This window comes from Paenibacillus barengoltzii NBRC 101215 (assembly GCF_004000745.1).
GTDB classification, from domain to species: Bacteria; Bacillota; Bacilli; order Paenibacillales; family Paenibacillaceae; genus Fontibacillus; species Fontibacillus barengoltzii.
Genome location: NZ_BILV01000046.1, coordinates 25,524 through 38,828, shown reverse-complemented (window position 1 = coordinate 38,828; position 13,305 = coordinate 25,524). Strand labels below are relative to the sequence as shown.

Sequence of the window (13,305 nt, the reverse complement as noted above, 5' to 3'; positions counted from 1 at the left end):
CTCTGTGGAACGAAATTTGATAATACGGGTGATAACATGGCTTACAGACCGAATGTTGTAAATGTGACCAAGGCCGGCAGCAACGAGAATGACGGATTATACGAGTTTATCGTGAATCTGGCCGATGGTACGGCGTGCCGCGTGTTTTACCACCGTAATCCCGAATGGCGGTTAACCAACGTCAGCAGGCTGCAAAAGACACCTTGCCCGGTCTGCCGTAAAGACTTCATTTGCGGATGTATGGAGAAGTTTTCGGATGAAATCAACCGTCAGATGGTAGAAGGACAGTGGCTGGAGAAGCTGACGTCCTAGTAAAAACGCTTTGGCCAGCTGGCGACAGCAAGCACGGGAATGGTCCCGTGCTTTTTTCATATCTTCTAAATAGATGAGTAGATGGGTTCTGCGTTACCGCGAACAGGAGAGGAGGATGGAGGATGTCAGATAAACCAGTTGAACGGAATGAACATGTGATTTTATTTGACGGCGTCTGCCATTTATGCCAGGGAGCGGTCAAGTTTATTATCAAACATGACCCGGCTGGGCGGTTCCGCTTTGCCTCGCTGCAATCCCAGGCAGGGAGCCGGCTGCTGCAAGCGGCAGGGGCGCATGAGAAGTCGCTGGACAGCGTCGTGTTGATCGAAAATGGAACCTATTATATCCGCTCGGCGGCGGCGCTGCGCATTGCTAGAGGTTTACGCTACCCCTGGCCGCTGCTCTATGCGTTGATCGTCATCCCGAAGGGACTTCGAGATGCGGTCTATCAATTTATCGCCAAACATCGTTACCGTTGGTTTGGGAAGGACGAAACCTGCCTCGTGCCGACCCGGGAGCTGAAGGAGCGGTTTTTGGAGGAGTAGTATGGAATTTTATAACCAAACAGTTAAATTTTTTGTGTAAAATATCTGAATGTTTAGAAGTAATGTCAGTTTCATAAAGCAGAAAAAGCAATTCTACAAATTTAAGTGAATTAAAAAATAGACTGATATTTTTATTTTGAAGTTTTCTGCGAGAAAAAGCCCTTTTATTTGATTCAATTTTGATTGTGCCTCCAATGCTCTGGTGCTTGATCCCTTCTATGCCATAATTTTGTTGAAAAATTTGTAAAAGATACTACCTAAAAAATACAATACTAATCAAATGATTAGATAGATATATCAAAATAAACTAGGCTTGCGGTCAAATTTTGATCCAAGCTTTTTTATTTTATATTGCTAATTCTAAATAAATACATTATTAAGGTACTAAATATCTATTTTAGAATAAATGGTAGATTTTAACTTAACGATATGTTATAACTAATTATGGTTAAGACCTTGGTAAGTTGGCCAACTATCAGTCTTAGCAAAATTAAAGAAAAGGGAGTATAACACATGAAAAAGATACTACTTTCTAGCGTAATCGTGCTTGGATTACTTTCTCTCGCACCGTCTGCTTTTGCTGAATCCAAAAGTTACGATAGTCTGGGTAAGGGATTTGCCAGAGCCTGGACGTTAACTGATAGCGGAGGAAGCGGCTCAGCTACGTGGGAAGTTGAATATGGATTTAATAAATTTGCAATTGATGAAGATTTCATTCATGGTTATCATAATTCCAAAGGTCATACAGTTAAGCTAACTAATGGTAACGACACCTATTCAGATTCTAATTCTGCGGGTAAATGGTCTAGAATTGATGTAAGACATGCTGGTCAAACTGTCTATTATAATTTTAACTTCTAATTCATAAGTAATTGTTAGTAGTCCTCACCGCTACAAGTAAAATACTTGAAGCGGTGAGTCTACTTATACTGGGGGTTACCTATAGTGAAGTTATTGAAATACATCATATGCTTTTGCGTGTTTTTATTCGGTCTATTAATCATTGGAGAAAGTCAGAGATTCAGATTAGATAATTTTTTCACGCCATATCATTACACCTCTTTTTATTTGCAGTTTAGTCAAAATGAAAATGATATGAAGCAAGATATACTGAAAGCCTCTGAGAAAAATGGGGTTGAATTTTTTACTTTTATCAAAAACTCAAATCATAATGTGACTGAAATCAAGCTGTATGGATCTTCCGGTGCAGAGAAAAAAATTGAGGAGATTTCATCGATTCATTATAGAGAATATAAAACTTTGTTTTTGGGAGATATTCAATTTAGTTTTCACCCCTTTGAGCAAATCGAAGGACTGGAAAATATACATGATTTTTATCTCATTGGGACGAGTCGACAAGTGGAGCAATTTAAATCGGAATTAATTGACAAATATGCAGGGAACTTCCCTCAAGAAGGATATGTAAATCAAGACACAACATATTTAATTATCGGAATTTGGGTACTAATGATTTCTATCACTTTGGTTTTAACTTATTATGATGTTCTTTATCAGAAGAAAGAAAACCTTATACGAATTACAATGGGGGAGCAATTATCGACTCTCATTTGGAGAAATATAGCAATAGATTCTTTGGTGTATATTTTGATTTTAGCATGTTTATTTTTCCTGCTGGGTAAGGTAACATCTGTATTTCTTAGCTTACAAATTTCGTTTTATGGATTCAGTGCACTCCTGGTATTAAACGCCTTAGTATACTTAACTTCTCGATCCTATCCAATTCGAGAGGCATTTTCTAATGCAAACAGTAGTTCGAGAAAACTTCTTGCTATTAATTATATTTTAAAATTGATATCGGTTATGATAACCACATTTGCAATTTCTAGCAATCTGGTCTTTGCTTTTGATTCATACAATGTGTATAAGCAAAAAGTATTTTTTGAAGAATTTGCTGACTATTCCTATATTACTTTGAGGTATAGACCAATAGTCAAAAGTAATGGTGAAGGAGACCCTAAGTTTAAGGAGAGCGAACTGTTACAATCCAAATTTTATACTGATCATTTTAGAAATGCTAACGCTACATTGCTATCAAAGGTACACGACACACTAGGTACAATACCAACCATCATGGCCAATCGAAATGCTGTTTCTTATTTGATAGAGAAAATACCTGAACTAGAAAAAATTAGGAAGGATAAAAGTGTTTACTTTATTTTGCCTGACTCATTAGCTACGAATGAATCACTTTTACCTCAACTGGAAGATAAATATGATTTCTTTGAAAATAATAATATTGGTAAAGATTATGAAGTCCTTTATTATAAAAAAACTGTAAATTTAGTCGCTATCGATCAGAATCATATTTATGGAAGTGAAAGGGTAAAGAACCCTATTATTATACTTAATAACCTGTTACCAGAAGAAGAGCTTAAACTTAATTATATACCTAGTAAAGGAGTATATATATATGAAATCATGTATGACATATCGGACGAAGAATTTAGGCAATTTGTTCAGGAACATCACTTAACAGAGTCGACAGCTATCTTTAGCAAAATGAATGTTCTCAACAAATATAACGAAAGCTGGAATATTGCTAAAAAGGTGTTGTACATTAACTCCATATTTAGTGTACTTGTTTTGTTTCTTGAATTTATTATTATTGCATCGATTATTAAACTTGAATACGAAGTTAATGCCATTGAGTTATCCATCAAGAAAGTTCTAGGCTATAGTATTTGGCAAAAGAACTGGAAGATTATATGGATTACATTAGCTACAACTGCTATTAGTATTGGTTGTTCAGTAGTCATTTCCCTATACTTAGGGTTAGGTTTATCAAAATTTTTGCTCTTCGGAGGGATTATTATTTTTGTCTCTGAACTGATTGCCATTCTTACATATGTCCGAAAAGTTGAAAAATCAAAAATTTCTAAAATACTGAAAGGAGGAAATCTCTAATGATCAAAATTGAAAATCTATGCAAGTCATTTAACGGGGTTCCTCTCTTTCAGAACTTTAGTCTAACGGTTGAGACAGGGGAGTTTATCATTTTTTCCGGCCCTAGCGGCTGCGGTAAAACCACCTTACTAAATCTCATTGGGGCCATAGAAAAACCTGATGCAGGGGCGATATGGGTCGATGAAATGAATGTTGCGGATAAAAGAAACCAACTTCGGTTTTACCGAACAAAGGTGGGGTTCTTATTTCAAAATTTTGCTTTGGTCGATAACAAGACTGTGAAAGAGAATCTCCAATTGATTCGAAAGGATTGTAAGACAGATATCTCTATTACAGATGCTTTAAAATTTGTGGGGCTTGAAGATAAATTGAACAATAAAGTGTACACCCTCTCGGGAGGGGAACAACAACGGGTGGCATTAGCTCGTCTTATGCTCAAAAAATGTGATGTGATTTTAGCGGATGAACCTACAGGATCGCTGGATCGGAACAATGCGGATGTCGTTATGGGGTTGCTAAGGAAGTTTAATGAAGCTGGCAAAACAATTATTCTAGTAACACATGACGAAGAGATTAAAAAGCAGGGGGGACGAGTAGTTAATTTATGCGAAGTTTGAAATCTAAAATAGTTATTATAATTAGTGTTAGTCTTATCGTACTTTTTGGAATCTGGAATGTTGTATGGTATGTAGTGACCAATAATCGCTATCATGACTTTTTAACGGTCGTTCCAAAAAGTCAATTTGGTAATCACATTTTAAAAAAAGATGGATATGTATATAATGTTAAACCACCAGGTTATTTAAGTTTTACTGGGAACCTTGGTGTTCATCATTCTGAGACAGGCAATGCTCTAATAATTTGGCCATTAATAGAAGGAGGATATGAATATGGGGTTAGAATTGTAAAGGGAACAACCGTTTATGAATTAACATTAGATGAGCATATGAATCCAGTAGGTAATCAAAGAATAATAAAAGATATGGATGATATACAACCTGTAATAACAGAGCTAATAACAAGGGCTTCATCAGTCTGGGATCTACAATGATTAAACTACTTCAATAAATTAGGGAACAGCTTGATTTCGCTTTTTCGAAGCTTTCGTAAAGTCGGTTCAGACTCTTGACTAATGATGGAAAAAAGAGTAAAATAATTATAAAATCAAGGAAATTTGAACGGTAGCACCGTCCATTACTCGATTGTTAAATCGGGTTATTGGGCGGTGCTTTTTTTGTTCTCGTTTTCCTTGAAGGAGGGGATTGAGATTCCAATCAAATTGGTGCTGGCCGTGCAAGAGGAGGAGTATATCGAACCATTTTTGCATTATGTTCATGAGAGCGAGTTCGACCGGCGTTTGGTGGTAACTGCGTTTAGCCGGAAGGAGGCATTTGCCCAATATCTGCTGGAATCCGGCGGAGAGATCGATGCGGTGTTGGGTGACCAGATGTTCCTTGAGGCGGCAGAAGGCATGAAGCGCCCCGGGCTTTACTTCATTGAACTAGGGGAAGGCGGTGGGCCACAGCATTCGGATCGTTTGCGCGTCGACAAATATCAGTCGTTGCATCAGCTGCTTTCTGTGGTGATCGAGCTCGTTCAAGGAGCTTCAGGCAAGGAGGTGCTCATCGGCGGGCAGTCGTTGGTCATTGGGGTTTATTCAACCGTAGGAGGCTTAGGCAAAACGACGGTGGCGCTTCATTTAGCCCGACAGCTGGCGACCGAAGGGGGGAAGGTATTTTACCTGAACCTGGAGACGATTGGCAGCGAACCGCCGTTTACCGGGCAGAGATCAAAGGAGGAGAAGCCTGGTTTAGCCCGGCTGCTGTACGACTTGAAGGCGGCTGAGGATCGGCGGGAACCGCCCCGTTTTCCGATCTCCTCGTATGCCTACAGGCATCCCGTACTTCAAGGGGATACGCTGGCCCCGCCGGATAATCTGAATGAGCTATTGGAAATGGAGCGCAAAGATACAGTGGAGTTAATCGAGTACATTGCCGGCAGCGGTTTGTATGACTCGGTGATCGTCGATATGGATTCCTTTCCAGATGGACGTATGGATGCGGTGCTGGAACGGGCGGATCGTATTGTATGGATCGTAACGGAGGATTGGGGAGTAATGCGTAAAACCCGGGGATGGCTGACTCATCTGGAACGTACTCGGCCGGATTTTTACCGGTCGCTTCTGAAGAAAACCTGTTTTGCACTGAATCGATACACAGGCAAGCCGCTGGCTGATTTGCAGCGTCCCGAGATGAAACTGCGAGCTACGCTATCGTATATTCCAGCCTGGAGTCAGGGCAGCCGCCAAGGTGAATTGCTGCATTCGCCGCTGTATCAACGCGATATGATTCGGCTTTGCCGTGAGCTTCAGGGTGAGGAACCGTCATTCGCTGGTGCTGGAGGGATTCATGATGGAGGAAGCGGAATTTACCGCCCTGCGCAATGAAATTCGTCAGGGGCTGGATGTCACCTCTGTTCTGAACGATGACCAACTGATGGACTATATCGAGCGACGCGTTCTGGAGGATCGGAGATTAAGTGGGGCAACGGCGGCTGAGAAGCGGAAATGGGTGCGCAGGTTGTACGATTCGTTTCGCGGGCTAGATATTCTTCAGCCGCTCGTTGAGGATCGCAGCGTTACAGAGATTATGATCAACAGTCATGAGGAAATCTTCGTCGAACGGGAGGGGCAGGTTCAGCGGATTCCTGTCCGCTTTGAGTCCCGGGAGCGCTTGGAAGACATTATCCAGATGATCGTTTCCGGCGTGAACCGGGTAGTGAACGAATCGTCGCCAATCGTTGATGCGCGTCTGCGGGACGGGTCGCGGGTAAATATCGTACTGCCTCCCATCGCTTTAAAGGGCCCAACGATGACCATTCGCAAATTCCCGGAACGGCCGTTAACCATGGAGCAGTTGGTTGCGATTGGCTCCCTGAGCGAGGAAGCGGCGGAGCTGCTGCAGCGGCTGGTGCGAAGCAAATACAACATCTTTATCAGCGGCGGAACGGGCTCGGGGAAAACGACGTTTTTAAACGCCTTGTCCCAGTTCATCCCACCCGATGAGCGGGTGATTACGATCGAGGATTCCGCCGAGCTGCAAATCGTTACGGTCCCGAATCTCGTATCGCTCGAAACCCGGAATGCCAATACGGAAGGGAAAGGCGAAATTACCGTGCGCGAGCTAATCCGATCTTCGCTGCGGATGCGGCCCAACCGGATTATCGTTGGGGAGGTGCGCGGGGCGGAAGCGCTGGATATGCTTCAGGCCATGAACACTGGCCATGATGGCTCTCTTTCGACGGGGCATGCCAACAGCACAGCAGATATGATCAGCAGGTTGGAGACGATGGTGTTGAGTGGAGCCGAGTTGCCGCTTCCGGTTGTTCGTCAGCAGATCGCTTCGTCGATCGATGTTTTCGTTCATTTGTCGCGGTTGCGTGACCGCTCACGCCGAGTAACTGAAATTTCCGAGGTGGTTGGCCTGCGGGACGGGGAGGTGGTGCTTCAGCCGCTGTTTACGTTCCAGGAGGAAGGGGAGCAGAACGGCCGAATTGTGGGGCATTTACAGAGCAGCGGCGCTAAGTTAATCCACACGGACAAGCTGCGTATGGCTGGATTGCCGGTCGATTAATGCTGGGAAGGAGAGGGTTCATTTTGTTGCTGAAAGCAAGGTCCGGCTTGCAGCGCAGGAAGGCGGGGATAAAGCCGGCGACGGATCAAACAAGTCTTGCGGATTACCGGGTGTATCCTCTGTCTCCGCGACAGCGGCTGATCTGCACGTTGGTTGGAGGAACTGCTTTCTTTACACTAGGTTACATTTTCTTCCATTCCCTCCCGCTGGCACTGTTGCTTTCGTTAAGCGGCTTATACACGCCCAAGTTCTGGAGCCGTTACCTGCTGCGCCGAAGACGGGAGAATCTGAGCCTGCATTTTAAGCAAGCGTTATACTCGCTGTCCTCTTCATTGGCTGCTGGCCGCTCCGTAGAGAACGGCTTTCGTGAGGCGATCGACGATCTAAGACTGCTGTATCCGGACGGCGATAACGATGTCATGCGGGAGCTTGCGATCATCTGCGCCCGGATGGATTACGGTCAGCCTATTGAGGAGGCGCTGCTGGATTTCAGCCGACGTGCCGCCATGGAGGATATCGACAATTTTGCCGATGTGTTTACGACCTGCAAGCGTTCCGGTGGTGATCTGGTGGAAGTGATCCGGCGGACATCGAACCTGATCGGTGAGAAGCTGGAGATCACGCAGGAGATCAGCGTGATGATTGCCCAGAAACGATTTGAAGCGAAAGCGATGTTAGCAGCACCGGTCTTGTTCTTGCTCTTTATGCAACTCACATCTCCGGACTATATGCGTCCGCTGCATCAAGGTGCCGGGTTGCTGATTTCAGGCTTGGCGTTGCTTCTATACGCAATCTGCGCCTGGCTGATGTTAAAGATCATCAATATCCGAGTGTAAAGGGGGCGTTCGTTGATTGTACCTTGTGGTTTCGGGTTTGCTGCTATTCGTGTTGAGCGGAGGCTGGCTATACGTTTACCAGAACTCTCGTCCCCTCTATCGGTGGCATACGGATTTGCCTCTGGAGGGATTAAAGCTTGTTCGGTTTTCGCCGCCGATGCTGCTGCTCTTGGAACGAATGAAGGTATCACAGCGTTTTCCCGGCTTCTTCTTTAAGGTTCAGCGTGCCGTGCAGAAAATCGGCGGCAGCCGGCGCAGCCGCGAAATGACGCTGCTCTGGCTATCGGAGGCGCTCACGTACGGTTACATTTGCCTCCTGTTCGGGGGTCTGATGACGTTGTTGAGCGACGGCCCTGCCGGCTTAGGGATCGGCGTCCTGTTCGCTGTGTTGGTGCCGATGGCGCTGCTCAATGACCTTTATCGAAAGGTTCAGCGGCGGGAACAGGCTGTCTTGCTGGAGCTGCCGGAGCTGCTGAACAAAATTGTGCTGTTGGTAGGTGCCGGATCAACTGTTCAGCAGGCGATAAAGTTATGCCTTGAGCGCAAGCGGGAGCAAATCGGACATCCCTTATACCGGGAGCTGCTGCAGATGCAGAAGGAATGGGAAGGGGGGGATTCATTTCAGCAGGCGATGGAAGGATTCAGCAAACGCTGCGGCATTCAGGAGGTGTCGGCTTTTACGACGGCCGTTCTATTAAACTACCGCCGCGGCGGGGAGGATTTTGCTCTGGCTCTGCGAGACTTGTCCCATTCATTGTGGGAGAAACGCAAAGCCGTCAGCAGAACGTTGGGCGAGCAAGCTTCGTCCAAGCTGGTGTTTCCGATGGTGCTGCTGTTTATGGCCGTACTGATTTTGGTTGGGGCACCGGCTTTTATGATCATGAATTTGTAATGCACACAGAGGAGGAGAAAACATGTTAACGACAATTCGCAAAGAGATGAGAAGCTTTTGGCGTAATGAAGAGGGGCTTGGAATGCTGGAAATGATCCTGATTATCGCGGTGATTGTGATTATCGCTGCGATTTTTCGCAAACAATTGAAGGCGATTATTGAGAGCTTGCTCGATAAAGCTAAGACGAAAACGGAAAACTTCATGGACGAGACGTAAGAATGAAGCTTTGGCAGGATCAACGCGGGGTTTTTACGATCGAATCTTCTTTGGTGCTTCCGTTGATTTTTTACACGGTACTGATTCTTCTGTTCTTCTGTCTTTACCTTTATCAACAGGCACTATTGGGGCAAGCGGCCATCGTTGCGGCAGAGCGAACCGCTTATACCTGGGATAACAGCTACCGGGACGGCTTAACCGGAGCCTATGTCGATGGCAAGCACGACTCCCTCTATTGGCGACTCGGGGATGATGGGTTGCTGCAAGCGATTTTTGGCGGGGACGGCGGCAGCGGAGTGGTGAAGTTGACATTGCCTGCGGGTGCAGGTGATGGAGAGGGCCAGTCGCTTCCGTTAAAGAAGCTGAATCGGACAGGGACTAAGCTGCCAGAAGGCATCGACGGGGAGATGGGCTATGATAACCGATTACTGCTGCGCAAGGTCAGTGTTGCGCTGGATCGGCTGATCCCGCTGGCTCCGTTGGAGGCCTGGATTGACGATATCCATCAGCGCAGTCGGGCTGAATCGTATGTGGTCGAGCCAACAGAATGGATCCGGACCGTTGAACTGGCGCGATATTATGGCGAGAAGTTCCGAAGCGGTACAGGTGCGGGAGGAATGGACAAGCAGGAGGCGCAAGAAGCGTTGGTACGGTTCGGAAAATAACCGGATGGAGAAGGAGGCGGAGTTGTCGGTGTTTTCACGGAATCGCTCGGAGCACGGGGCGGTCACGGTATTTTTTATCGTCATATTTGCCGCGGTGTTTGCGTTTGTTGCCCTGTTTATCGATTTCGCCCGCATGTTTGCTTTGCAAGCTCAGGTGGAGACCTTGGTGCACGCAGCTTCGAGATCGGTCCTGTCAGCATACGATCGTGAATTGGCTGAACGGTACGGGTTATTTGCATACGGGCAAACGGATGGGAATTACATCATGTCGAAGGTGCTCCAAGACCAATTCGAGCTGGTCCGGCAAAAGGAAGGATTCCCTCTGCTAAATGCGAGGTTGGATTCCTCTGCCGTCGAATTCATGCATCCGATCGGGACATATCCGGTGTTCGAACAACAAATTCGCGAGCAAATGAAGTATCGGGCACCCATCGACATTACCATCGAGCTGCTTAATCGCTTTAAACCGATGGCTGGAGTCATGAAGGAAGCCTCGAATACGGTAGATTTGCTGGGGAAGCTGCAGAAGCTCTACGACCAGAGGGAGGCCAAGCTGGACCAGCTCCTGGAGCTGCAACGACAAGCCGGCAAGACGGTGGAGCCTTATGCGAAGGCGCTGTCAGGAGGCGGGGGGAGCGATAGTCTCTCCACGCTGGCTGATGCCGCTGCCGAATATCCTGAATTTGTGAGCCAAGTTGAGGCGGATGCAGGCCTGGAACCGGAGGATCGGATGTATACAGCGCAAATCAGCCGCTACCGTTCTGCAACCAGCGGGTTGTTTGCTGCATTGGATCGTGCATTGCGTACTGCAGAGCAGAAGCATGCCGCGGTCCTGCCGCAGGCAAAGTCGCTGCTCGATGAAGCGCGACGGATCAATGAACAGATGCGGCAAACGATCGCCGAGGCGGAGAATCGTCCGGAACAAGCGGCTTATAACGAGGTGTCCGCCGGGACAAGCACCCGCAGCGGCAGCTCGGATCCGGTTGGCGAAGGAGCGGCTATTGAAGAGATCCGGGCCCAAGCCGACTCCTTGCTGCTGTCCGATGAGTTATTCGCTAGCCTGGGCTCAGATATGGATCGGCAAACCACGGCATTTGCTGAACTTCGAAGCGCGGGAAATACGCTGCTGGCACAAAGCGGTTCCGTATTATCCGCCACAGCTCCGCCCAGCTCTTTTGCTTCGAGCGTGAATAGCGCTGTCAGGGCAAGTGATGCTTATTTGCGGCAATTCGTTACATCCGGTTCAGGCAATATTTTAGAAGCGAGTGCCCGAAGACTGGATGCCCACCGGTCCTCTGATAAGGAGCGGAAGGCTACAGAGAAGGCGGCCAGCGCTACACTGAAGGATGCTGCGAGTAGGATACGCAAGATCGAACAGCTCAAAAACGGACTAAAAGAACATCAAGCCCAATTCGATCAGCTAAAGGCGAAGATGGAAGCGAACCGTTCGTTAAACCGTTCCGTTGCCGGCGAGGAGGCGGGGGCTACGAGCGTAAACGATGATCCAAGTGAGGCAGGACGCGCCTCCATGGGGATGATGGACAATATCTATGGCGGATTAGCAAGCCTGATGGGCGGCATGTCGGACAACGTTTATCAAACGGAATACGTTGCGAGTTATTTTCATTTCCTGGATGTCAGTGTCTTAAATGGTTTGTTCGAGGGCAAAAACCAAGCTGATGCGCTGGAAGCGATTCGCGGCCAGCTGGCACCGGAGAGCCAAGAGGTTGAGTATATTCTGTACGGCGCGCACCATCCGGCGGGGAATATCGCTGCAGCGTTTGGTGAGATTTTTGCCATGCGGCTGGCAATTCGGACGATGGAGGGCTTGGTGAAAAATGCGGCTAAAGGCAACCCGCTGTTGGTGTTTGCCGCAGCCTTGTTGTACGGAGCACAACATGCGCTGCAGGACATGATTTCTTTAACCCGGGACGGAAAGATTCAACTAAGCGACTATCTGAAAGTCGATTTGACCTACCGGGATCATCTCAGATTATTTCTGCTGCTGCATGGGCGCAGTGAGCAACGATTGTCACGGATGTTGGCCATGATCGCGCTGAATACCGGAGTGGATCCAGCGGAACGGTCTACTTATGTCAAGGGCAACGTGACCGTGGCGATGCCGCTATGGTTCTTGCCGGGAGTAAGCAAAGCGCTGGGGAAGGTCGGCATACTCAAAGGACATGTGGAAGGAAGCCAGTATTATGTGGCCAAGCAAGCGGACTTTTCGTATTAACGGAACGATGAGGTGCGGCTTCCGGAAGGAATTGTCGAAAGGAAGCATCACTCTGGAAGCTGCCTTGGTCGCTCCGGTATTTGTACTGGTTGTCTTTTGGTTTGTGTTCCTCGTCCATATGACGCTGCTTTACGGGCAGCTGCATCTGGCCGCAGCCAATGCGGTAAAACAGATCTCTGCTCATATTTATCCAGTGGCGCTCGCCGTACAGGCTCAGCATACCGAGGGGCAAGGAGGGCAATCTCCAACCGCCAATCCGGAGAACGAGAATTCGGGAACTTCTTCGACTGGGGGAATTGGTAACCCTGAGAGTACATCGGGAAGTGATTCGTTTTCCTGGCAGATGCCATCTCTGTCGCTGGAGGAATGGGCGCAGCAATATGCGTCCAACTTGCCGCCGCCGCTGTCGACATGGGTAATCGACGCTGCCCGTAAAGGTGATCAACCGCTGCAGGAGCTTAAAACGAAAGTGTCTGAGGCTGTATTAGATCCGTTGATCAAGCCGATGTTGCGTCCTTTTCTTCGCGGTACCCTCCTGGAGGAAGAACGTCTGCATGTGACCCGCGTTACGGTCCCGAACTTAAAGACGGGGAAGCAGCCGTACTTTGGTCTTGAGTTAAGTTATGAGCTGCCTCTGAAGGTACCGCTTATCGGTCGGCAGCTGGTGCTGCAGACGAGGGCGGAGGAGCGGCTGTGGATCGGGGATACCGGAGAGCTGGAATCGGGGGACGGAAGCGGTGAAGAGACGGGGCAAGCAGCAGTCGTGATTGCCAAGCCTGACCCGGCATATGCTGGACGCCGGGCGACGGTTCTAGCTAAGGTTGCTCCGGGATCAACAGCCAAGCTGACCGTGTATTACAAGAGCGGGGTCAGCCAAGCGAAATATTTGGGTGAAGCAACGGCGGATGATCAAGGACAAATCAGCTGGACTTGGCTGGTCGGAGGAAACACCACGCCGGGGACGTGGAGTTTCGTAATTGAAACGGAGGAAGGCGTACATACGACGGCCACGTTCGAGGTGGTCAGCCCGCGTTCACAATAGGAG

The 13,305-nt window shown here is 47.6% G+C and carries 14 protein-coding genes; all 14 read left to right on the top strand.

Annotation, left to right across the window (positions count from 1 at the left end):
- Positions 1-36 precede the first annotated feature (36 nt).
- The 14 genes from PBA01S_RS13645 (at position 37) to PBA01S_RS13580 (ending at position 13,302) form a co-directional block, all read left to right on the top strand.
- A complete protein-coding gene (locus PBA01S_RS13645; protein WP_016313102.1) occupies positions 37-312 on the top strand; it encodes a hypothetical protein in 276 nt (91 codons plus the stop codon).
- A gap of 122 nt (positions 313-434) precedes the next feature.
- A complete protein-coding gene (locus PBA01S_RS13640) occupies positions 435-857 on the top strand; it encodes a thiol-disulfide oxidoreductase DCC family protein (protein WP_127576193.1) in 423 nt (140 codons plus the stop codon).
- A 513-nt stretch (positions 858-1,370) separates the two neighbouring features.
- Positions 1,371-1,718 (top strand): mediterrocin family bacteriocin, encoded by a 348-nt coding sequence (locus PBA01S_RS13635; protein WP_127576192.1) that lies wholly within the window; start codon positions 1,371-1,373, stop codon positions 1,716-1,718.
- Positions 1,719-1,802: 84 nt separating this feature from the next.
- On the top strand, positions 1,803-3,782 hold the full coding sequence (locus PBA01S_RS13630) for a DUF1430 domain-containing protein (protein WP_127576191.1): 1,980 nt from the start codon (positions 1,803-1,805) through the stop codon (positions 3,780-3,782).
- A complete protein-coding gene (locus tag PBA01S_RS13625; protein WP_127576190.1) occupies positions 3,782-4,399 on the top strand; it encodes an ABC transporter ATP-binding protein in 618 nt (205 codons plus the stop codon). The genes PBA01S_RS13630 and PBA01S_RS13625 overlap by 1 nt, the downstream gene beginning before the upstream one ends.
- Positions 4,387-4,833: a hypothetical protein gene (locus PBA01S_RS13620; protein WP_127576189.1), complete on the top strand. Its 447-nt coding sequence runs from the start codon at positions 4,387-4,389 to the stop codon at positions 4,831-4,833. The genes PBA01S_RS13625 and PBA01S_RS13620 overlap by 13 nt, the downstream gene beginning before the upstream one ends.
- A gap of 174 nt (positions 4,834-5,007) precedes the next feature.
- The gene (locus PBA01S_RS13615) at positions 5,008-6,228 is read left to right on the top strand and encodes a nucleotide-binding protein (protein ID WP_255315359.1); all 1,221 of its coding nucleotides are present in this window, start codon (positions 5,008-5,010) and stop codon (positions 6,226-6,228) included.
- The gene (locus PBA01S_RS13610; protein WP_127576187.1) at positions 6,194-7,414 is read left to right on the top strand and encodes a TadA family conjugal transfer-associated ATPase; all 1,221 of its coding nucleotides are present in this window, start codon (positions 6,194-6,196) and stop codon (positions 7,412-7,414) included. Before PBA01S_RS13615 ends, PBA01S_RS13610 begins: the two co-directional genes overlap by 35 nt.
- Before the next feature lie 23 nt (positions 7,415-7,437).
- Positions 7,438-8,250, top strand: a complete 813-nt coding sequence (locus tag PBA01S_RS13605) for a type II secretion system F family protein (RefSeq protein ID WP_174844487.1) — start codon at positions 7,438-7,440, stop codon at positions 8,248-8,250.
- A gap of 16 nt (positions 8,251-8,266) precedes the next feature.
- The gene (locus tag PBA01S_RS13600; RefSeq protein WP_127576185.1) at positions 8,267-9,142 is read left to right on the top strand and encodes a type II secretion system F family protein; all 876 of its coding nucleotides are present in this window, start codon (positions 8,267-8,269) and stop codon (positions 9,140-9,142) included.
- Between the two features lie 22 nt (positions 9,143-9,164).
- The gene (locus PBA01S_RS13595) at positions 9,165-9,359 is read left to right on the top strand and encodes a Flp1 family type IVb pilin (protein ID WP_016313096.1); all 195 of its coding nucleotides are present in this window, start codon (positions 9,165-9,167) and stop codon (positions 9,357-9,359) included.
- Positions 9,360-9,361: 2 nt separating this feature from the next.
- Entirely contained in the window at positions 9,362-10,024 is a 663-nt protein-coding gene (locus tag PBA01S_RS13590) for a TadE/TadG family type IV pilus assembly protein (protein ID WP_127576184.1), read from the top strand.
- A complete protein-coding gene (locus tag PBA01S_RS13585; RefSeq protein ID WP_255315358.1) occupies positions 9,939-12,260 on the top strand; it encodes a TadE/TadG family type IV pilus assembly protein in 2,322 nt (773 codons plus the stop codon). The genes PBA01S_RS13590 and PBA01S_RS13585 overlap by 86 nt, the downstream gene beginning before the upstream one ends.
- Positions 12,229-13,302 (top strand): pilus assembly protein, encoded by a 1,074-nt coding sequence (locus PBA01S_RS13580; protein ID WP_127576183.1) that lies wholly within the window; start codon positions 12,229-12,231, stop codon positions 13,300-13,302. Before PBA01S_RS13585 ends, PBA01S_RS13580 begins: the two co-directional genes overlap by 32 nt.
- Positions 13,303-13,305 lie beyond the last annotated feature (3 nt).